The organism is uncultured Gilvimarinus sp. (genome assembly GCF_963975215.1).
In the GTDB taxonomy this organism is placed as follows: domain Bacteria; phylum Pseudomonadota; class Gammaproteobacteria; order Pseudomonadales; family Cellvibrionaceae; genus Gilvimarinus.
In genome coordinates this window covers 1-20223 of record NZ_CAXBFW010000019.1, presented here as the reverse complement: position 1 = coordinate 20223, position 20223 = coordinate 1, and the positions used below count along the sequence as shown (strand labels likewise).

Annotated in this window: 16 protein-coding genes; all 16 read left to right on the top strand. The window is 55.7% G+C overall.

The window, feature by feature from the left end; genetic code table 11:
- Positions 1 to 35 precede the first annotated feature (35 nt).
- Positions 36 to 2435, top strand: a complete 2400-nt coding sequence (locus tag AAC019_RS12485) for an EAL domain-containing protein (protein WP_339899282.1) — start codon at positions 36 to 38, stop codon at positions 2433 to 2435.
- 88 nt (positions 2436 to 2523) lie between these two features.
- Positions 2524 to 3528 (top strand): FAD:protein FMN transferase, encoded by a 1005-nt coding sequence (locus tag AAC019_RS12480; protein WP_339899281.1) that lies wholly within the window; start codon positions 2524 to 2526, stop codon positions 3526 to 3528.
- Between the two features lie 116 nt (positions 3529 to 3644).
- Positions 3645 to 4172: an AraC family transcriptional regulator gene (locus tag AAC019_RS12475; RefSeq protein WP_339899280.1), complete on the top strand. Its 528-nt coding sequence runs from the start codon at positions 3645 to 3647 to the stop codon at positions 4170 to 4172.
- Positions 4160 to 6100: a hypothetical protein gene (locus AAC019_RS12470; RefSeq protein ID WP_339899278.1), complete on the top strand. Its 1941-nt coding sequence runs from the start codon at positions 4160 to 4162 to the stop codon at positions 6098 to 6100. The genes AAC019_RS12475 and AAC019_RS12470 overlap by 13 nt, the downstream gene beginning before the upstream one ends.
- Complete coding sequence (locus tag AAC019_RS12465) at positions 6097 to 9069, top strand: tetratricopeptide repeat protein (RefSeq protein ID WP_339899276.1); 2973 nt, start codon at positions 6097 to 6099, stop codon at positions 9067 to 9069. Before AAC019_RS12470 ends, AAC019_RS12465 begins: the two co-directional genes overlap by 4 nt.
- Positions 9056 to 9787 carry a tetratricopeptide repeat protein gene (locus AAC019_RS12460; RefSeq protein ID WP_339899274.1) on the top strand — a complete coding sequence of 244 codons (732 nt, stop codon included), beginning with the start codon at positions 9056 to 9058 and terminating at the stop codon, positions 9785 to 9787. The genes AAC019_RS12465 and AAC019_RS12460 overlap by 14 nt, the downstream gene beginning before the upstream one ends.
- The gene (locus AAC019_RS12455) at positions 9784 to 10119 is read left to right on the top strand and encodes a hypothetical protein (protein WP_339899273.1); all 336 of its coding nucleotides are present in this window, start codon (positions 9784 to 9786) and stop codon (positions 10117 to 10119) included. The genes AAC019_RS12460 and AAC019_RS12455 overlap by 4 nt, the downstream gene beginning before the upstream one ends.
- A 168-nt stretch (positions 10120 to 10287) precedes the next feature.
- Positions 10288 to 10953: a MotA/TolQ/ExbB proton channel family protein gene (locus AAC019_RS12450; protein ID WP_339899272.1), complete on the top strand. Its 666-nt coding sequence runs from the start codon at positions 10288 to 10290 to the stop codon at positions 10951 to 10953.
- Between the two features lie 9 nt (positions 10954 to 10962).
- A complete protein-coding gene (locus AAC019_RS12445; protein ID WP_339899270.1) occupies positions 10963 to 11532 on the top strand; it encodes a biopolymer transporter ExbD in 570 nt (189 codons plus the stop codon).
- A complete protein-coding gene (locus AAC019_RS12440; RefSeq protein WP_339899269.1) occupies positions 11529 to 12080 on the top strand; it encodes a biopolymer transporter ExbD in 552 nt (183 codons plus the stop codon). The genes AAC019_RS12445 and AAC019_RS12440 overlap by 4 nt, the downstream gene beginning before the upstream one ends.
- 1 nt (position 12081) lies before the next feature.
- The gene (locus AAC019_RS12435; protein ID WP_339899268.1) at positions 12082 to 13044 is read left to right on the top strand and encodes an AgmX/PglI C-terminal domain-containing protein; all 963 of its coding nucleotides are present in this window, start codon (positions 12082 to 12084) and stop codon (positions 13042 to 13044) included.
- A 259-nt stretch (positions 13045 to 13303) separates the two neighbouring features.
- Positions 13304 to 13975 carry a hypothetical protein gene (locus tag AAC019_RS12430; RefSeq protein WP_339899267.1) on the top strand — a complete coding sequence of 224 codons (672 nt, stop codon included), beginning with the start codon at positions 13304 to 13306 and terminating at the stop codon, positions 13973 to 13975.
- 69 nt (positions 13976 to 14044) lie between these two features.
- Complete coding sequence (locus AAC019_RS12425; protein ID WP_339899265.1) at positions 14045 to 15088, top strand: aldo/keto reductase; 1044 nt, start codon at positions 14045 to 14047, stop codon at positions 15086 to 15088.
- Between the two features lies 1 nt (position 15089).
- Positions 15090 to 15941, top strand: a complete 852-nt coding sequence (locus AAC019_RS12420) for an amidohydrolase family protein (protein ID WP_339899264.1) — start codon at positions 15090 to 15092, stop codon at positions 15939 to 15941.
- 257 nt (positions 15942 to 16198) lie between these two features.
- On the top strand, positions 16199 to 18649 hold the full coding sequence (locus tag AAC019_RS12415) for a ThuA domain-containing protein (protein WP_339899263.1): 2451 nt from the start codon (positions 16199 to 16201) through the stop codon (positions 18647 to 18649).
- 145 nt (positions 18650 to 18794) lie between these two features.
- Complete coding sequence (locus AAC019_RS12410; protein WP_339899262.1) at positions 18795 to 20015, top strand: nucleoside recognition domain-containing protein; 1221 nt, start codon at positions 18795 to 18797, stop codon at positions 20013 to 20015.
- Positions 20016 to 20223: the final 208 nt, after the last annotated feature.

Here is a 20223-nt window from a genome sequence, read left to right as displayed (position 1 = left end):
GTCGACAATAGGCGCGGGAGGCACCTATACATACCATGAAAGTTTGGGCCAATAATATTCGGTTAAAGGTGGTGGCGTTGGTCTCCGCGCTGGCTGGGCTTCTGGTTGTGGTTGTCTGTTTTAGCCTGCTTGTGGTTCAGGTGCAGTCTGCGGCTGCAGCCTATCTTGCGGGGCTGAGCGCGTGGTCGCGCGCGCAGCTCGGTAGCATCTACGAGCTGGAGCGTTACTCGCACGAGGGTAATCCCGCCCAGCTAGCCAGAGCCCGACAGTGGCTTGAGGTGGTTCAGGCCGATCGCCGTGCGCGAATAGCCATGGAGGCGGGCGAATTCGATCGCGCTTATGTCACCCGGGCCTTTATTGCCGGGCGCAACCATCCCGATGATGTTGCCGGGATGATCTGGCTGTTTCGGTGCTGCAGTGACATCGGCGAGATGCAACACGCCGTCGCGGTTTGGCGTGCCTCAGACCCTAAAATTGCAGCTGTTGCCGAAGTCGCTAACCGTTTAGAGCAGCTGTGGCAATCGGGCCGTACGGCAGAAGCTGAATTTATCGGTTTGCGCGACGAGCTCAGCGATCTCAATGCCGAACTGGATGTACTTACCGAGCACTTTCGTATCGCCATGAGCAACGCCGTGCGTTGGCTGACATTGGTTTTATCCGTAAGCAGTTTGTTTTTTTTGGTGACAGTGGCGTTACTGGCAAGTTGGTTAGCGTGGTTACTGGTGCGCACCCTGCAGCGCTCAGAGGAGAGTTTTCGGGCGATTTTTGAGCGGGCCGAGGTGGGTATGCTGCGGCTTGATGAGCGAGATAATATTGTTGTCGTCAACCCAGCTTTTTGCAGCATGCTGAATTACACCCGAGAGCAGGTTATGAGTATGTCTCGCTCGGAGCTGGTGCACCCCGAGGACTGGGAGCTTGGGGGCGAGCGGCGTGAGCAAATGCGCCTGGGCCAGATTAATTGCTACACCTTAGAGCAGCGGCTGATGCGTGGTAATGGCGGCACACTCTGGGCTCGCTTAACCTACTCGCGCATTTCAAGTGAGCAGGGCCGGCCCCACATTATTGTTATCATCGAGGATGTGTCTGAGTCTCGGCGACTGTCAGTCGAGTTAAGTTATCAGGCGACTCACGACACCTTAACCGGTGTGCATAATCGGCGCGCTTTTGAGCGGCGCCTTTCTATCGTATTGGCTGAGGCTCGCGCTGAAGAGCTACAGCATGCGCTGTTTTTTATCGACCTCGATCAATTTAAAGTTATTAATGATACCTCTGGCCATCACGCTGGTGACTGCCTGTTACAGCAAGTGGTTGACGTATTGCGCCGCACCCTGCGCGAGCACGATATGCTGGCCCGGCTCGGCGGCGATGAGTTTGGGGTTATTCTGCAAAACTGCTCTTTGGCGATCGCCGCACAAGTGGCCGAAAAACTACGCCTGGAGCTGAGCCAGATGACTTTTGTGTGGGAGGATCGCCGCTACGATATCACCTGCAGTATCGGTGTGGTGCCGGTCACCACCTCTACATCAGACACAGATCACGTGTTGCGAGCGGCTGATATCGCATGTTATTTGGCGAAAGAGCAAGGTCGTAATCGGGTGTATATCTCTGAGCTCGATGACCAACAGCAACTGGCGCGTCAGGGCGAAATGGAGTGGCTCAACCGAATTCGAGAGGCCATTGACGACAACCGTCTTTTTCTCGATGCCCAGCTTATTGTGCCTACCCGGCCGGGCGAAAGTGGTTTGCGCTATGAGGTATTGGTGCGCCTAAAAGGTGAACAGGGTGAAATCGTGCCCCCGGGCGTGTTTTTACCGGCGGCGGAGCGCTTTGGGGCGGCTTACCCGATTGATCGCTGGGTTATAGAGCACACCTTTAGTCAGCTGGCGCTGCACCCCGAGCACCTGGATCAATTAGAGTCCTGCCATATTAATTTGTCCGGCGTCTCACTCGATCAGCGTGACCTGTATCAATTTATCGTCGATATGCTAGAGCGGTACGCGATACCGGCCGGGAAGATTTGTTTTGAGGTGACCGAGACCGCCGCGGTAAATAATTTGGCCGAGGCGATTAACTTTATGGAGCAATTGGGCCAGAGGGGCTGCCATTTTGGCCTGGATGATTTTGGCACCGGGCTGTCGTCGTTTAGTTATCTGCGCCGTCTGCCGATCGACGATTTAAAAATTGATGGCGTGTTTGTGCGCGATATCGATCGCGATGAGACAGATTTGGCGATGGTGCGGGCGATTAATGAAATCGGGCAAACGTTGCACAAAAAAACCATTGCCGAGTTTGTGGAAAACCAAGCCATATTAGCGCTACTAACGGAGATGGGCGTCGATTTTGTGCAGGGCTTTGGGGTGCACAAACCCTGTCGTTTTAGCGAGCTGTTGGCGACGCCCGACCCGCTCACATTGGTACAATTACCGCCGCAGTAAGTCGCAACCCCGGGGGTGACCTTTAGCGGAGCAGTGTTTAGTATGTCAGCTTTACGGATGAGTGGATTAATACACTGTGGTTAATGTTGTGAGACGAGCAACCCCCTGTTTTGCCCGGCTAGTAGTGTCGCTGGCTTTGCTGTTAAGCAGCGGCGCCGTCCATGCCGTTTGGGTAAATGACGAACAGGCTATTATGGGTACCCGGGTCAGCGTAACCCTCTGGCATGACGATGCCGCCCGCGCTGAACAGTTGGCCGCTCAGGTCATGAGTGAGATGCGCCGTATCGACGCCACCTACTCGCCCTATCAGGAATCCTCCGAGCTGTCGCAGATGAACCGGCTCGCGCCAGAGCGCGATGCGGCCCACCCCCTGAATATCAGCCCCGAGATGACCCGCCTGCTGGACAAATCCCTCTACTATGGCCGGCTTACCGACGGCGCCTTCGACATCACCTTTGCCTCGCTGGCACGCTACTACGATTACCGCGCCGGTAAACAGCCGAGTGAGGCGCAGCGTGAACACTTGTTGCCGGCCATTGATTATCAGCATGTGGTGCTCGATAAGTCTGCCCATACCGTGTACTACGCCGCCCCCGAGGTGTATGTAGATTTAGGCGGCATTGCCAAAGGCTACGCGGTGGACCGCGCGATTGCGCTGCTGCGCGAGGCGGGCGTGCAGCACGCCAGCGTCAGTGCCGGCGGCGACAGCCGGGTGCTGGGGGATCGCCGCGGTCGCCCCTGGGTGGTGGGTATTAAACAGCCGCGCGGGGAAGAGGGCGTCGCCATTAAAGTACCCTTGAGCGATGCGGCGATCTCTACCTCGGGCGATTACGAGCGCTATTTTATCGACGCCGAGGGCGAGTGGATTCACCACATTATTAATCCGCGTACAGGCAAAAGCAGCGACGAGCTGGCCAGTGTCTCTATTATCGGTCCCGATGGTTTTGATACCGACGCCCTCTCGACCAGTGTTTTTGTGCTGGGGGCCGATAAAGGCCTGACACTGATTGACCAATTGCCGGCATTTGATGCGATACTAATCACCCGGGCGGGCAAAGTGCGCTATAGCAGTGGTTTGGCGCCGCCTGAGTGATACGGCAATCACAGCCACAGGCAGGACAACGTCATACAATAACTGCACTTTGGGCGTCGATTGATTACACTCCCTTATTACAACAAGCAGGCACCAGCGAGAAACAGGACGTCACAATGACACAGCGTTACCCCCAGATGGCTTTACATGGACTTTTCGTGTGCCTGCTACTACTCGCCGCCGCTGTGCAGGCGCAGCCAACCGCGACCGATAAGACCGAGGCACTGAAACAACAGGTGTTGGAGCTCAACCGCGACCTGCTTATATTAGAGGCGGAGCTGCTCTATCCCGCCAATAGCCAGGTGGCGGTGTATTTGTCACTGGATGTCGGTGAGTACTTTGCGCTGGATGCGGTAAAGGTCAAGCTCGATGACGAGTTTGTCGCCAGCGAGCTTTACACACCCAAGCAAGTCGATGCGCTTATGCGCGGCGGTATTCAAAAGCTCTTTTTGGGCAATATCAAAAGTGGCCAACATGAAATCAGCGCCTTCTTTACCGGTATTGGCCCCCAGGGGCAGCCCTACAAGCGCGCCGCCGCCATTACGGTGGATAAAACCACCGCTCCTCTGGTGTTAGAGCTGCGCATTGTCGACTCTACCAGTAAGCTGCAACCGGTCTTTGATATTAAGCAATGGGAGCTATAACAACCACCGGGCTTTGCGCCCTGCTGGCAGTTGGCGGCTCGGCAGTCGCGGCGGAGTCGGCCGCCGGGCGCCACAGCTCAGCACAAGATCTGCGCTACGGCGAGAGCCTCTACCACTACTACACCGGTGACTTTCCCGAGGCGCTGAGCGTACTGTTGCGCGCGGAAGCTGACGGCGGCATCGCCGGCCATCAACACTACCCTAAACTGATGCGCGCAGGCATGTATTTGGCCTACGGTATGGACGATCACGCCCGCCGTGAATTTACCGCCGAGCTGGGGCAAAGCGAGCCGCAAAATGTGCGTGACACGGCCCACTATTATTTGGCGCGGCTTGATTACCGCGCCGGCGACTACGCCGAGGCGGCCGCATCGGCGAGTACCATTGGCGATACCCTAAGCGACTCGCTGATGGATAACATCGCCCTGCTAAACGCGCACCTACTGATTAAAAATGGCCCCGTGCCAAGCCTGCAACAGGCCGAAACGACCCTCAGCCCGCTTAAAGAAAATCGCGCTCTGGCGCTGCTCAATTTGGGCAACGCGGCCTCCCGCGCCGGCGATACCATTCGCGCGCAAAATTACTATCGCGCCGGGCTCGGCACCGAGCTACCGGAGGATGAAAGCCGCCAGGACGAGGCGTTGGCCATCCGCGACAAAACCCTCACCGCCCTTGGCTATAGTTTTTTGCAGCTGGGTAATTACGCCTCGGCCAAAGCCGCGTTTCGCGATGTGCGGCTCGATAGCAACCTCGCCAACAGCGCGTTGCTGGGCTACGGTTGGGCGGCGGCCAGCTATCACGACTATGTACTGGCGCTTAAGCCCTGGCAGGCGCTGCGGCGCCGCTCATTACTGGAGCCGGCAGTACAGGAGACTTTATTGGCTGTGCCCTGGGCCTACGAGCAACTGCAAGCGCCGCGCTCGGCGCTGGAGGCTTACCGGGAGTCCGAGCAAATCCTGACGGACGAGTTCGGTCGTATTAAACAAGTGTTGGCCGGGCTCGAGCGCGAGACACTGACCGCGAGCCTGCGCAATACCACCGAGATTGATGCCTTGCTTGGCGCCGGTGATGGCCGCGAGCGACAGAGCTGGCTAACGCTCCACGAAGTGGACGTACTCGCCAGCGACTCGCGCTATTTGCAGGCGCTGCTGAAGCGCGATGCCCTGCAAGACAGCGCGCAGCAATTGCGCGATTTACTGCGACTGCAAACGCTGCTTAATCAGTGGCAGCGCAAGCTCGACATCTACCAGCAACTTATCGTTGATAAACGCCAGCTGCGCGTCGAGCGCGCCACCGAGATCGACCAAACCCAGCGATTGCAACAGCACCAGGTGTTGCGCCAGCAGCGCGATGGGCTGGCGGCCGAGCTTGCGCTGATAGAGCAAGAGCATAACGCCGTGGCGCTGGCCGGCGAAGAGACTCGCGCGCTGGCCGAGCGCATTGCCCGCGCCCGCGATAACGCGGTGGCCTTAGCCGGCACCGGCGAGGTGGCCGCTAATGCGGCTGAGCGCTTAGCTTTTTACGACGGGGTTGTCCGCTGGCGTGCCGCCGAGGCATTTGCCGAGAACCACTGGCGCGCGCGTAACACGCTGGCGCAGTTAGATGCGGCCCTGGCCGAGAGTGCCGAGCGCAGCAATCGCGTGGCCACTATTTTAGCGACCGACCCGGATTTAGACGCCCAGGCGGCACGAATCACCGCACTGCAGGCGCGCACCGATGGGCAGTTGGCCGAGCTTAACGCAGCCATTGACCGCGATACCGCGGCGCTGCTGGGCACCATTCGCCAAACCCTCGAGGCACACCGTAACCGGCTGCAGGATTATCTCGCGCAAACGCGTCTGAGTATTGCCCGTCTGTACGATGAGGCCTACCGTGCGGCGGGCGATACCGACATCAATGCTCCCCGGCTGCCGGAGGTGCAAGAGTGATCTACCGGCACCGACTACCGCTCGCGCTGGCTATTGCTTTGGTGTTGCAAGGCTGCAGCACAAATCCGCTGGAGGAACACAGCACGCTGGCCGATTTGCCGGACCCAACTGTCCCGCTGGGTGAGCAAGAAATCGAGCGCCAGGATTTGGCCCAGATCGAGGCCAACTACCGCGCGGCGCTGCAAATGGCCACTAACCCCGGGATGCGTCACCATATTCAGGTGCGGCTTGCCGATTTAGAAATGGCCCGCTCCGAGGCGGCGCAGCAGCAAGCGCGTACCTTAACGGCGTTTTTTGCCGAGCCTATCGCTCACTACGAAGCGCTGGTAGACGATTACCGCGCTGACCCGGCAGCTTCTGTGGCCAGTGAGCCGGATGCACTTTATTACAAGCTCTCTAAGGCCTACGCGCTGGACGGCCGCGACGCTGAGGCGGCCGCTGTGTTAAACGAGCTGGCCAAGCGCTTTCCCGAATCGCCCTATATTCAAGAGGCGCAGTTTCGCCGTGCCGAGCGCGCCTTTGCCGATGGCAACTACCTGCTCTCAGAGGAGTTATACCGCGAAGTGGCTGCCAGTGAGACCTCGGCCTTTGCCGACAACTCGCTCTATATGGAAGGCTGGTCGGCTTACAAACAAAGCCAGTACGACATCGCCATGGCGCGCTTTACCGAGTTGCTCGACAACAAGCTGGGTGAAGCTCAGTTGTCTGGCGAAGTGGCGGGTATCATCGAGCAAATGGGCGCTACTGACCGCAATCTGGTGGAAGACACGCTGCGGGTATTGAGCTTTACCTACGCCAACCTCGACGGTGCCCAAACCATCGCCGAGCAGCAGCAAAGCATCGGTGGGCGGCCCTATCAGTTTTTGCTGTACCAGCAGCTGGGTGATTTATACCTGGCTCAGCAGCGCTACCTGGATAGCGCCGATACCTTTGCCCGTTTTGTGAATCACAACCCCGACTCCGATATGGCGCCAGATTTTTCTATTCGCGAGATCGAGGTTTATCAGGCGGGCGAGTTTCCATCGCTGGTGTTTCCGGCAAAGCAGGCGTACGTCGATCGCTACGGTATTTACAGCAGCTATTGGCAGGCCCGTGCCGGCATTAGTGCGCCGCCCACGGCGATGCAAGCCAAACAAGTGGTGCGCACTAAAAAGCCGCGCAATATGAGCGCCAATGCGCTGGGTAAATTGCGTCTGTATCTCGAACAGCTGGCGCGCCATCACCACAGCGAGGCGCAGCGCTTAGAGCGGCTGCTGGCCGAGGGTGGCGCCGGCGCACCGAGTCGCGCGGACATCAACCGCAGCTTTAGCGATGCCGCCGACCTATACCTGGAGTTAGTGCTTACTTTTCCGGCCGGTAAGGCCGTACCAGAGGTCACCTTCCTGATGGCCGAGGCCCTCAGCGAGGGTGAGCGCACCATTGATGCCCTGGTGGCCTATGAGAATGTCGCCTTCGACAAGCGCGACCCGGAGTTTGGTGCCGAGGCCGGTTACAGCGCGGTATTGCTGGCCGGGGAGCTGGTGCGGCGCTCGGAGTCGGGCGAATTGCTCGAGTCCAGCGCCCTGGCGCCCGAGCCGGTGCAAAGCAGCCTGTGGCAGTGGCAGCAGCGTAAAATTGACGACTCTATGAAGTTTGCCGAGTATTACGCCGCCGACCCACGGGCCATTAAAGTGCTCACGCAAACCGCACCGGAGCTGTTGTATCAGGGCGATCTGGTGCGCGCCGCGGCGGTCTCTCAACAAGTGATCGCCTGGCAACCTACCGCCTCGGGCGACTTACTGTATACCGCCTGGCTTACTCTGGGCCACGCCCAGTTTGAGCAGGAGGCATACGCCGATGCCGAGCTGGCCTATTGGCGGGCTCTGGATCTGCACCCCGAGTACGGGCAACAACCCGGCTCGCCCAGCGCTACGGATATTCGCGAGCGCATCGCCGCCAGTATTTATCAGCAGGCACAAGCGCAGCTGGCCGCCGGCGACAGCGATGCGGCGATCGATTTGCTGCTACGAATTCACGCCGAGCTACCGCACAGCAGTATTGCCAGTCAGGCGCTGTTTGATGCCGGCCACGCCGCGCAAATGGCCGGTGACTGGGGCCGAGCCGAAACCCTGCTGAATGAGTTTGCGCAAAGCTACCCCAACCACGAGCTTAACGCCCGCTTGCCCGCCAAGTTAATTGTGATTTACGAGGCCATGGGCGCCTGGGGGCAGGCCGCTGGCATGCTCAGCGCGCAATCCGGCAGCAGCGCCGATCCAGAGCTGGCGCGTCAGTCGCTGTTAACCGCGGCGGAGTATTACGATAAAGCCGATAACTGGGAGCAGGCGCGCAATCACTACCGCGACTACGCCCACGCTTACCCAGAGCCGGTGGCTGAGCTGATCGAAGTCGAGCAGCGCCTGGTCGAGCTTTACAGCGCAAAAGACGATATCAGTAGTCGCGATTTCTGGCTGGCGCGGGTGATTAAAAGCGCCCGTACAGCACCTACCGAGCGCAGCAATTATCTGGCCGCCAGCGCTGCCACCACCTTGGCCGAGGCGCCCTACCAGCGCTTTAGCCAATTGCGTTTAACGCTACCCATCAAAACGAGTCTGGGCAAAAAACGCGATGCACTGGATGTGGCGCTAACAGCCCAGCAGCGTGTGCTCGAGTTTAAAGTGGCGGACTTTACCACTCGGGCCAACTATTACATCGGCGAGATTTATCTGCAGCTGGCCAACGACTTAATGGACTCCGAGCGGCCCGATAACCTCAATATGCTGGAGCTTGAGCAGTACGATATTTTGCTGGAAGAGCAGGCCTACCCCTTTGAAGAAAAAGCTATCGACCTGCACGAGGCCAACGCCCAGCGCGCTTGGGGTGGCATTTACGATGAATGGGTAAAGGCCAGCTTAACGTCTCTGGCGGGCATCTTGCCGGCGCGCTACAACAAAACCGAGTTTACCGTGGAGTTCGCCGATGATATTCGTTAATAAGGCGAGCTGGCGGCCGCCGCTGTGGGCGGTACTCTTTTTCGGGCTATTTGGTTGTGCCAGTCAGCCGCTGGAGCGCGTCGCGACTGAGCCTGTACCGAGCACAAGCCCGGCCGCGCGCACCGAGGCCGCAGACCAAGCAGCGCCAAGGCCCGCCTTATTACCCCCGGGCCCGATAACCCGCAACCCCTATCTGGCGGCGCCAACACCGGCTATTACCCCCGAGGTGCGCGACGCGTTTAACCGCGCGCGCGAGCAAATGAGCGGGCAGCGCTGGAGCGAGGCGCGCCAGACACTGCAGGCGTTAGTAGCCGAGGCGCCCAGGCTGTCGGGCCCCTGGTTGAATCTGGGTATCGTCTGGCTGCAACTGGATAAGCCCGGTCGGGCTCGCGAGGCGTTTGAGCAAGCTTTGGCGGTTAACTCATTAAATACCGATGCCTACAATCAGCTGGCCGCTTTAGAGCGGCGCGCAGGTAACTTTGCCAAAGCTGACACCTTGTACAGTGAAGCGCTTACTCTGTGGCCCTACTCTGCCGACACTCATTGCAATCAGGGTATGTTGTACGATTTATACATGGGGCGCTGGCCCGAGGCACTGGCTCACTATGAGGCGTGTGGTTATTTGCGCGAGCAGCAAAGCGGCGAGCTCGACAATACCGTCAATGGCTGGATTATCGATCTCAAGCGGCGCATTGCCGCGCGGGAGGCAAACGGATGAAGCGTTTAATGCAGGCGGCGCTGCTCAGTGTGTTAATGGTAAGTGCGATGACTTTGGCGCAGAGCGAGTCACGCCTCGAAAGTATTATTACCGGTAACCAGGAGCAGCCTCAGGTGTTGTATCTGGTGCCGTGGCAAACACCCGATAGCCCGACGCTAAAATACGACGTAATTAATAATCAGGCCCACGTGGTGTTTGAGCATATTGAGCGCTCAGAATTATTGCGCGAATTAAAATATTTACCAGCCGTGGCCGAACCCGATTTGACGGATTTGGTTGCGCCGGCTGACGGGCAACAGGTTGACCCGCAATCGTCACAACCGGCGCCGTAAAATTCAGGCATAATACGGCGCAAACGATAGAACCGGCGGCACCAGCGTAGCGCGGCCGATACGCCTCAGTGTACACTCGGCGTTTTAGCAACAGCTTTGATAAGCGTGCGCACGGCGCGTGCGTGATTAACTAACAGACAACTCGCGGCATTTGTAAGGTAGACAACTATGGACTTTTTCTCGACAGTGGTGCGCTTTTTTCAAAATGGCGGGCCGTTTATGTACCCCATCGCCATTGTACTGGTGATTGGTTTGGTGATCGCCATCGAGCGCTTTGTAGTACTAAGCCAGGCCAAACGGGCTAACCAGCAAGCGTTTGGCCGGGTCATGCCGCTGTTAAAAAAACGTGACTACCAAGCGGTCATCAACATGGGCCGTAACGATGAGGCGCCCATTGCCCGCATCGTCGCCGCCGGTGTTTCGCGCATGGGCGGCTCAGGTGGCCGCGATGAAATCGAGCTGGCCATGGAAGAGGGCGTACTAGAGGCTATGCCGCGTCTGGAAAAACGCACCCCCTATTTGGCAACGCTTGCCAACATCGCCACGCTGTTGGGGCTGCTGGGTACCATTATCGGTTTGATTGCGGCTTTTACCGCGGTCGCCGAGGCCGACCCGGCCGAGAAAGCCACACTCTTGTCTAACAGTATTTCGGTGGCCATGAACACCACCGCCTTTGGTCTGATCTCTGCGATCCCTCTGTTGCTGTTTCACGCCATGCTGCAAACTAAAACCACTGAGCTGGTCGACTCGCTGGAGATGACCGGTGTACGTTGTTTAAACCTGCTGACCAATACCGCTCGCCCCGCAGCGCCCAAAGCTAACGCAAACGCATAAGGGAAGATCATGCGCTTTAGAAGGCGACGCCATAGCGAGGATGCCGAGCTAAACATTACCTCCTTTATGAATCTTATGATCGTATTGGTACCGGTACTGTTGCTCAGCATGGTGTTCTCGCGCATTACTGTGCTGGAGCTGAATCTGCCCGATTCGGCCTCACCCAGCGCGTCTGACGATGAGCAAGACAAGCTCGATTTTCTTGAGGTGGTGATTTACCCCGACTACCTCGGAGTCAATCACCCCGCGGGCAACCGCGCCGCCAGTATTTGCACTAAGGACGATGGCAGCTACGATTTTGCGCTGCTCTCACAGACTCTGCGGCAAATCAAAATCCGTTTGGAAGACGAGCACCAAATGGAGAAAGACGATATCGTGCTGCTGGCCCAGCCGGATACCGATTATCAGACTATCGTTAGCACCATGGATACCGTGCGCTCGTTTAAAGCCGTGGTAGCAGCTGGAGAAGTCGACGCCGTGTTGTTCCCTAAAGTGTCACTGGGCGACGCGCCGGTTAATGACCCGCTGGTCGACAAAGAAAAAATTACCTGCCTGACAGGCGTTGGGGGTGAATCGTGAAGCAGTCACTGCGCGCCAAACGCATGGCAAAGCATCATCGCCGTAATCAGAATACGCCCAAGTTAAACCTTGTGTCCTTGATGGATATTTTTACCATTTTGGTGTTCTTTTTGTTGGTCAACTCCTCTGACGTTGAAGTGCTCACTAACGATAAAACCATCGAGCTGCCAGCCTCGGTAGCCGACACTGTGCCCGAGACTACGGTGGTGGTTAAAGTCAACAACGAGCAAATTCTAGTGGGTGGCCGTGCCATTGTTGCCATAAGCGATATCGCACAAGCGGCCGAGGCCGGCGCGGACGAAGAAGCCAACAATATTGCCGAGTTGACGCAAGAGCTCGAGTACTTAGCTTCCCGTGCCCGCCCGCTGACGCAAGAGCAACAGCAAACGGGCCGCCCGATTACCATCATGGGCGACAAAGCCATTCCCTATACGCTGCTCAAGCGCATTATGAATACCTGCGCCCAAGCCGGTTATCGCGATATCTCGTTGGCGGTGAACAAAACCTCAGACTCTGCCGAGCAACCGGGTACAGGAGCCGATAGCTGATATGGCCCTGCGCGACTCCAACAACTCAGAGAACGATCGGTTATTTGGCCAAGGTCAAGCCGACGATAAACGCTTTATTAAATTGGTGGCGATTGCCCTGGTGGTGTTTGCGCTAATAGGCATTATCGTCCCGCTGATTAACTTGCCTGAAATTAAACGCGAAGAAAAAGAAAAGCTGCCGCCACAACTTGCGCGTGTATTGCTCGAAAAAGAAGAGATTAAGCAACCCGAGCCCGAACCGGAGCCAGAGCCTGAACCGGAACCCGAACCGGAAGAAGAGCCTGAGCCTGAAGAGGAACCGGAGCCAGAACCAGAAATAGAACCTGAGCCAGAACCCGAGCCGGTCACACAAGTGGATCAGGCGCGCGAAAAAGCCAAGGTAAGTGGCGTACTGCAGTTTCAGGATACGCTGGCGGATATGCGCGAGGCGATTGACACCAAAGCCGTGGCCAGCGAAGACATTACCCGCGGCCAGGCTGAAGCCGAGCGCACCGAGCGCAACTTAATTACCAGTGGCGCCGAGGCTGACAGTGGCGGCATCAATACTTCTGCTCTGTCGCAAGACACCGGTGGTGTGGCACTCTCGGGCCGCGAAACTACCCAGGTAGAGAGCGCTCTGGGTGGCGCCGATGCTACCGCAAGCGCGGCGCAAAATACGCGTAAGGCGGGCGAGCGTACCGACGAAGAAATTCGCCGGGTTATGAGCCAGCACGCCAGCGCGCTAGATCGCTATTACCGCCGCGCGCTGCGTGAAAACCCAGCGCTGCAGGGTAAAGTTGTGCTGAAACTGGTGATTAACCCCGACGGCTCGTTGGCCTCGGTGAGTATTGTCAGCTCGGATTTACGTGATGCGGATTTAGAGTCAAAAGTGCTGGCGCGGGTTAAACTCATTACCTTCGATCCCAAAACCGATGTGGTGGTTACCACGCGCAACTACACGCTTAACTTCCTGCCGCAACTGTAAACTGCGGTAGTCTCTGAGGTGGGCCCGGCCCACCGCTTCCCCAATATTCAACCCATTGCTCAAGCTCGCCATTTATTATCCACCCCGAAGGATAAATTCAGAGTTGGATTAATACTGCTACACCCGCCAAGGTCGTCCTCTTTTATTTGCGTTACAGTTCAAAAGTCATTACGTTAAGTTTTATGGGTATTATCTCGTCTCTAAGATAAGGAGCTGTCTGATTGTGTCTACACTTCACTCGCTCTTACTAAGGATAAAAATGGATTTTAAAAAAGTATTGGCTGGTGCTATTTTTAGTCTCTCGCAACAGCGCTTGGTGTTAGTGAGAGCTTTGTTGCTACCCGTGGTCGCTTACCTGTTATTGGGCCTTGTCAGCTATTTAGAGCCTGACATTATGTTGCAAGCGCTCGTGGGGTTACTGGGTATGGTTGTTGAGGTTCTGATCGCCGTCACTACTCACCGGATTGTCTTGCTGGGTGCAGGCTCAGTGCCACCGTGGGGGATTTTCTTTCCCTCGGCGCGCGAGTGGTGGTTTTTGCTGTACCTAATGGGTTTAAGTGTACTGATGGGGGTGGTTGGTATGTTGGTAACTATCCCGGTAATTGGTGTTGTGCTGTGGCTAGTGGCGGCGCTATATCTGCTCAGCAGGTTGAGTCTGGTGTTTCCCGCCATTGCGGTTGATCAACGCATTAGCTTTGCGGCATCGTGGCGGCGTACCCAGCACCATCAAAAACTGATGCTGTTGGTGGTAGTAATAGTACCTGTACTTGTTGGCACGTTAAGTTATCTGGTTGGCCTTGTGCCTTACGCCTCCGTCTTGGGGTTAGTGCTATGGCCTGTTGCACTGGTTTTTACGGTGGCTATGCTCTCGATGGCGTACTTATTGATTACACAAAGCGAAGGCGTTGAGGATAACTCGCAGACGCAGTAGAATTTTAACGCTATTGGCCCTACCGCCCAACTGTATTTGAATCATCATTATAACGATAAGAGATGCCCCATGAGCCTAACTGTTATTGCTAAGCGAGCGATTGCTAAGACCGACCTAAAAGTGGATGAGTTAGGTTTTGGCTGCGCACCGCTGGGTAATCTTTACCATGCAGTTTCTGACGCGCAAGCGGCGCAGACCTTAGCCGCCGCGTGGGATATGGGGTTGCGTTATTTTGATACCGCACCTCACTATGGACAGGGTTTGAGTGAGCGTCGCACGGGGGATGCGTTGCGTGCGTTAAAAGGACGCGACTATATTTTGTCGACCAAAGTGGGCCGCCTGCTTAAGCCTTTAGGCTATCGACAAGAGCGTCACGGTTTTGTTTCGCCGATGCCTTTTGACTTTGAGTACGATTACAGTTACGACGGCATAATGCGATCGTATGAAGATAGCATTATGCGGTTGGGGTTAGACCGGATTGATATCTTGTATATTCATGATATAGGGCGATTGACTCACGGCGATAAAGATACCGAATATTTTAAAACGGCTATGGAGGGTGGCTATAAAGCTTTGGATGAGTTGCGCTCGCAAGGGCTTGTAAAAGCCATAGGCCTGGGCGTCAATGAAACCGAGGTGTGTGAAGCCGCGCTGGATTATGGCGACTGGGATTGTTTTTTACTGGCTGGGCGTTACACATTGCTAGAGCAAGAGGCGCTGAGGACACTGCTGCCGAAATGTGAGCAGCACAACACCTCGGTTATTGTGGGTGGCCCCTACAACTCCGGTATATTGGCCTCTGGAGTCAACACGAGCCACACGCCTATGTACAATTATAGCCCTGCACCTAAACGTATTATCGATAAGGTATCGCGCATCGAGTCAGTGTGTGCCGATTACGGCGTTACTCTGGCAGCGGCGGCTTTGCAGTTTCCATTGGCGCATCCAAGTGTCGCGTCGGTTATTCCCGGGCTGGGTAGCGAGCAACATATCGAGAAAACGCTGGAGTTTTTTAATGAAAATATTCCCCGTGCGTTTTGGCAGTCACTAAAATCTAATCATTTAATTGACGAGTCGGCCCCGCTGCCGTTCGAGCGAACGGAGGCTGGCTAGCATGAGCCGGCACAGGGGCGATACATTTGTTAGCGTAGATAGCCACCAACATTTCTGGCTGCGTGAGCGAGGTGACTATACATGGCTAACCTCAGAGCTAAGCGAGATTTACCAAGATTTTTTACCCGAGCACTTGCGGAGTATATTGCTCAGAAATCATATTCATAAAACGGTTCTGGTTCAGGCGGCCGAAACAGATGCGGAAACTGATTTTTTATTATCGATAGCCGATAACAATAATTTTGTGGCCGCCGTGGTGGGCTGGGTAGATTTTGCGTCAGCGGGGGCGAGTGCCCGATTAGAGTGCCTCTCTCAGCAGCCAGTCTTTAAAGGTGTACGTCCCATGTTGCAGAGTATTCCCGATGCGGCCTGGATGCTACGTCCGGAATTTGATGAACAGTACCAGCTGTTGGCAAAACTGGAGCTCAGTTTTGACGCGCTGGTTACCCCCCGGCATCTGCGTTATTTATACACCCTGGCACGGCGCCACCCAACACTAAAAATTGTTATTGACCATGGCGCCAAACCCGACCTTACAGGGGCTGACGTGAGCGTCTGGCGTCGGGATATCGCCACTCTGGCAACGTGCGATAATGTGTTTTGTAAGTTGTCCGGCTTGCTAACCGAGGCGGGGCCAAATCCTGACTTTAAGTCGGTCACGCCCGCACTTGAGCATTTGCTTCAATGCTTTGGCCCGACGCGGTTAATGTGGGGTAGCGATTGGCCTGTGATTAATTTAGCCGGTAGCTACGATGCTTGGGTAAAAGATTGTCGATCTTACCTGGCGAGCTTAAGCGACGAAGAGCAGGCGTGGATTTGGGGGCGCACAGCGCAATATTTTTATGGGCTGTGAAACGTTAGTTTATGTGGCGCTGTATCAGTAAAAGCCAGGTGTTAGCAAGATTGGCAACGGCAGGCCAATTGTTAAGAATAGTTTAAAGTAGTCCTAATAATTGATAAGCCTCATGACGAGTGGCCGGTGCTGGGGTAGACTGGCTTGATTGTTTTTTAAGCGGCTATTGTTTTAAACGGTTATTGTGCCCATGCCTAAAGACATAAACCTAGCGGCTACAAAATAAAAATATTCGATCAACCGAAAGTGCCCATACTATGATTATTTCCCGTTTTTTGGCGTTTTTATGCCTTCTGAGTGTATCGCTTGCCCCTCTAACCCAAGCTGCTGACACGGCGCCCGACCAGCGTTTACAGTCGGTTTTGATTTTTTCGAAAACGGCCGGATGGGTACACGAATCGATACCCGCAGGGGTTGCCGCCGTGACCGAGCTGGTTGAGGCCAGAGACTTAACACCGGTCGCAACCGATGACGCTAACATTTTTACCGATGATAAATTACAACAGATGGCGGCTGTGGTTTTTGTTAATACCACGGGCGACATTCTGAATGATCAGCAGCAGCTGGCCATGGAACGTTATATTCAGGCGGGCGGCGGTTTTGTTGGTATTCATGCGGCGGCTGATACCGAGCGCGAGGGAGGCTGGCATTGGTACCGGCGTTTGGTCGGGGCGGCTTTTGAATCGCACCCTAGCGATCCGTCCAACGTGCAGCGGGCTAAGGTTAAGGTGGTAGATTCGCACCACCCTGCCACCCAGACAATGCCTCATGAGTTTAGCATCGCCGATGAATGGTATGACTTTAGCGGGCTCTCGGATTTGCGCCAGGATCTGCTGGTGGTGGATGAGCGCAGCTATCAAGGGGGCAGTCACGGTGCTTACCATCCCATTGCCTGGTATCAGGCGTTTGACGGTGGCCGCTCGTTCTACACAGGGCTTGGGCACACCAAGCAAACCTTTAGCGACCCACGCTTTTTACAGCATTTGGCCGGCGGCCTCGATTACGCCATTGGCGAGCGGCAGCCGCTGGATTACACCGCCGTGCGGCCAGATCCGCGGCGTTTTGCCCGCGAGGTATTGGTCGACAACTTAGACGAGCCAGTCAGCTTTGATGTGACCGACGACTACGCCGGCGCCATGATTGCTCAGCGTCAGGGAAAATTGTTTTGGCTGGATGTGGCCAGCCGCGAGCTGCAGACAATGGCTGAATTTGATGTGTTTGCACCGAAAAAGAAAATTGAGTTTGGTTTAGTAGCCGTGGCGTTTGATCCGGGCTTTAAGCACAACAACCAAATTTATGTGATGTACAACCTCGAAGACGAGAGCGGTCAGGCCGAGCTACTGCAGCGTGTGGCGCAGTTTAGCGTTAACAATAAAAAGGTAGATTTGGCCTCGGAGCAAGTGCTGCTGGATATCCCTATGGACAACACCTGCTGCCACACGGGTGGCAACCTGGAGTTTGATAACGCGGGCAATTTATTTATCGCCATCGGCGACAACAGTAACCCGTTCGAGTCGAATGACTCTGGCCCCATGAATAACAAGCCCGACGGCACCTATCACGATGCATTGCGCAGCGCGGCTAATACCCAGGATTTACGCGGTAAAATTTTGCGCATTCACCCGGATCGACAAGGTGGCTATCAGATCCCCGAAGGTAACTTGTTTAGCTCGCCCGAGCAGGGACGGCCCGAAATTTACGTCATGGGTACCCGCAACCCCTACACCATCGCCATCGACGAGAGCACCGGTGATTTGTACTACGGCGATATAGGCCCTGATGCAAAAGCCGATAGCGACGAATTTGGCCCTCGCGGTTACGACGAAATTAACAAAGTGACCGAGCCGGGCTTTTTTGGCTGGCCTACGATGCTGGCTAACAATAAACCCTACCGTATGTACGACTACCAGGCTGAGAAAACCGGTAAGTTTTTTGACCCACTGGCGCCACAAAACTTCTCGCCGCGCAACACCGGGTTAGATGTTTTACCGCCGGCGCAACCGGCGCTTATGTGGTATCCCTATGCTGGCTCTGAACGTTTCCCCGAGTTGGGTCAGGGTGGGCGCAACGCGCTGGTCGCCGGTATCTACCCCAAAGGAGATGACGATGAGTTGGCGTACCCGCGTTATTACCAAAACAAATTGTTTATCGGCGATTTTATGCGCAGCTGGATTAAAGTCGTTACGCTGGACGATGACGATAACGTCGTAAAAATTGATGGTTTTGCGCCTACGGTTAAGTTTGCCGGCCCCTTGGATATGCGCTTTACCAAAGACGGTCGCCTGTGGGTGTTAGAGTATGGCACCCAGTGGTGGGCTGGCGGCAAAGACGCAAAGCTGAGTTTTATTAGCTACGACCCGGATGCCGAGTTGGTCGATCCGGTGATCGCCGACAGTGACGCCTCTGGCGAGGTGGCCGGCGGCGTGGGCCACGAGGTACAGCTGGAAATTGCCCAGGGTAAAGATCTGACCGAAAGCACCAGCTGTATTGCCTGCCACAAAGAAAACGCCGCCTCGGTGGGGCCGAGCTTTTTACAGGTTAAGCAAAAGTACAGCACGCTGGAAGATCCGAAAGCCTACATCGCCAATACCATTGCTCAGGGTAGCCGCGGTAAGTGGGGCGACCATGTAATGCCGGCTCACAGCTTCCTGGATCAGGCGACCCGAGATAAAATTGCCGCCTACATTTTATCGGTTACTGCCGAGTAACCGTTGCCCTCACACCCGGCCACGCCGGGTGTGAGGTGCGTCCTCTCAAGCTTATTTCGTAAAACCCATGGCCCGCTAGTGCTTGTGTGGCCCTTGCCTTATAGTGTGAACGTTCAAACGCACACATAACGAAATAGGTTAAGCATTGCTCAATCGTATCTGGGCCAGTCTGATCGTCATCTCTCTGCTTTGGGGGATATCGGCTAGCGTGTTGGGGCACCATGAGGTTGCCGATGCACTGGTGGCCTCGCTGTTTGAGATGGCCGAACTTGCCACAACCATTTGTCTTGGCCTGATAGGGGTTATGTGTTTTTGGCTCGGGTTAATGCAAATCGCCAATGTCAGCGGGTTAAGCGCCAAATTGGCACGGGGGTTGGCGCCGTTATTTAGCCGGCTAATGCCCGATGTCCCCCGCGGCGATAAAGCCGTTAGCAGCATCAGCATGAATATGGCGGCTAATATGTTGGGCCTGGATAACGCCGCCACCCCGGCGGGCATTCAGGCGATGCGTGATTTGCAGGTGCACAACAAAACCCCCAGTGTCTTAAGTAACGCGCAAATTTTATTTTTGGTGCTTAACACCTCTTCGGTCACGTTAATTCCCACTACCGTTTTTGTCTATCGCGCGCAGCTGGGTGCGGCGAGCCCCACCGATGTGTTTTTGCCCATCTTGCTGGCCACCAGCTGCTCGACGCTGGTGGGTTTGTTAACGGTTGCCTGGTTGCAAAAACTCAAACTATGGTCGCCGGTGGTACTGGCTTATTTTGTCGGGGCGGCGGTGATAGTTGGTGGTTTACTGGCGGCCAGTGTGGATAACGGCGAGATAGGCAAGCGCTCGGCACTGGTAGGTAATTTAACGTTATTGCTGTTAATTACCGCGCTGTTTTTATACGGCTTTAAGCGGCGTGTACGCATGTACGATGCGTTTATCGATGGTGCTAAAGAGGGCTTTGGCATCGCCATTGGTATTATCCCCTACTTAGTGGCCATGTTGTTTGCACTGGGCTTGTTGCGCGCCTCAGGGGTGTTTGAGTTTATGCTCGAGCAGCTGCGTTTTATGGTGGCGTTTATGGGCGGCGATACCCGCTTTGTGGGCGCCCTACCCACGGACCTAATGAAGCCTTTCTCGGGCTCTGGCTCCCGGGCGCTTATGATCGAGACCATGGATGTTTACGGCGCCGACTCGTTTGCCGGGCGCTTAGCGGCGGTGTATCAGGGCAGTACCGAGACCACTTTTTACGTGCTGGCCGTATACTGCGGTGCGGTGGCCATTACCCGCTCCCGCTATGCGCTGGCCTGTGGTTTACTGGCCGATGGCGCCGGCATGCTTGCGGCAACGTTAATCGCTTATTGGTTTTTTGGTTAGGGCCTGTAAACAGCGGCTCGCTATTGATGATGTAACAATTAAGGAGGCTATATGGCACAGGCAATGGTTCCAATGTTGATGTTTGAGGGCGACGCCGATGAGGCGATTGGTTTTTACGTGTCGCTGTTTGAAGACTCCGGTGTTTTATCGATGGAGTATTACGGCGCCGATGAGCCTGGCGCCGAGGGTACGGTAAAAAAGGCGTCGT

What these genes read in the sequence shown, in the direction of transcription:
- AAC019_RS12485 (WP_339899282.1), top strand. Translation starts at nt 36, where the DNA reads ATGAAAGTTTGGGCCAATAATATTCGGTTAAAGGTGGTGGCGTTGGTC.
- AAC019_RS12475 (WP_339899280.1), top strand. Translation starts at nt 3,645, where the DNA reads ATGACACAGCGTTACCCCCAGATGGCTTTACATGGACTTTTCGTGTGC.
- AAC019_RS12470 (WP_339899278.1), top strand. Translation starts at nt 4,160, where the DNA reads ATGGGAGCTATAACAACCACCGGGCTTTGCGCCCTGCTGGCAGTTGGC.
- AAC019_RS12460 (WP_339899274.1), top strand. Translation starts at nt 9,056, where the DNA reads ATGATATTCGTTAATAAGGCGAGCTGGCGGCCGCCGCTGTGGGCGGTA.
- AAC019_RS12455 (WP_339899273.1), top strand. Translation starts at nt 9,784, where the DNA reads ATGAAGCGTTTAATGCAGGCGGCGCTGCTCAGTGTGTTAATGGTAAGT.
- AAC019_RS12450 (WP_339899272.1), top strand. Translation starts at nt 10,288, where the DNA reads ATGGACTTTTTCTCGACAGTGGTGCGCTTTTTTCAAAATGGCGGGCCG.
- AAC019_RS12445 (WP_339899270.1), top strand. Translation starts at nt 10,963, where the DNA reads ATGCGCTTTAGAAGGCGACGCCATAGCGAGGATGCCGAGCTAAACATT.
- AAC019_RS12435 (WP_339899268.1), top strand. Translation starts at nt 12,082, where the DNA reads ATGGCCCTGCGCGACTCCAACAACTCAGAGAACGATCGGTTATTTGGC.
- AAC019_RS12430 (WP_339899267.1), top strand. Translation starts at nt 13,304, where the DNA reads ATGGATTTTAAAAAAGTATTGGCTGGTGCTATTTTTAGTCTCTCGCAA.
- AAC019_RS12425 (WP_339899265.1), top strand. Translation starts at nt 14,045, where the DNA reads ATGAGCCTAACTGTTATTGCTAAGCGAGCGATTGCTAAGACCGACCTA.
- AAC019_RS12420 (WP_339899264.1), top strand. Translation starts at nt 15,090, where the DNA reads ATGAGCCGGCACAGGGGCGATACATTTGTTAGCGTAGATAGCCACCAA.
- AAC019_RS12415 (WP_339899263.1), top strand. Translation starts at nt 16,199, where the DNA reads ATGATTATTTCCCGTTTTTTGGCGTTTTTATGCCTTCTGAGTGTATCG.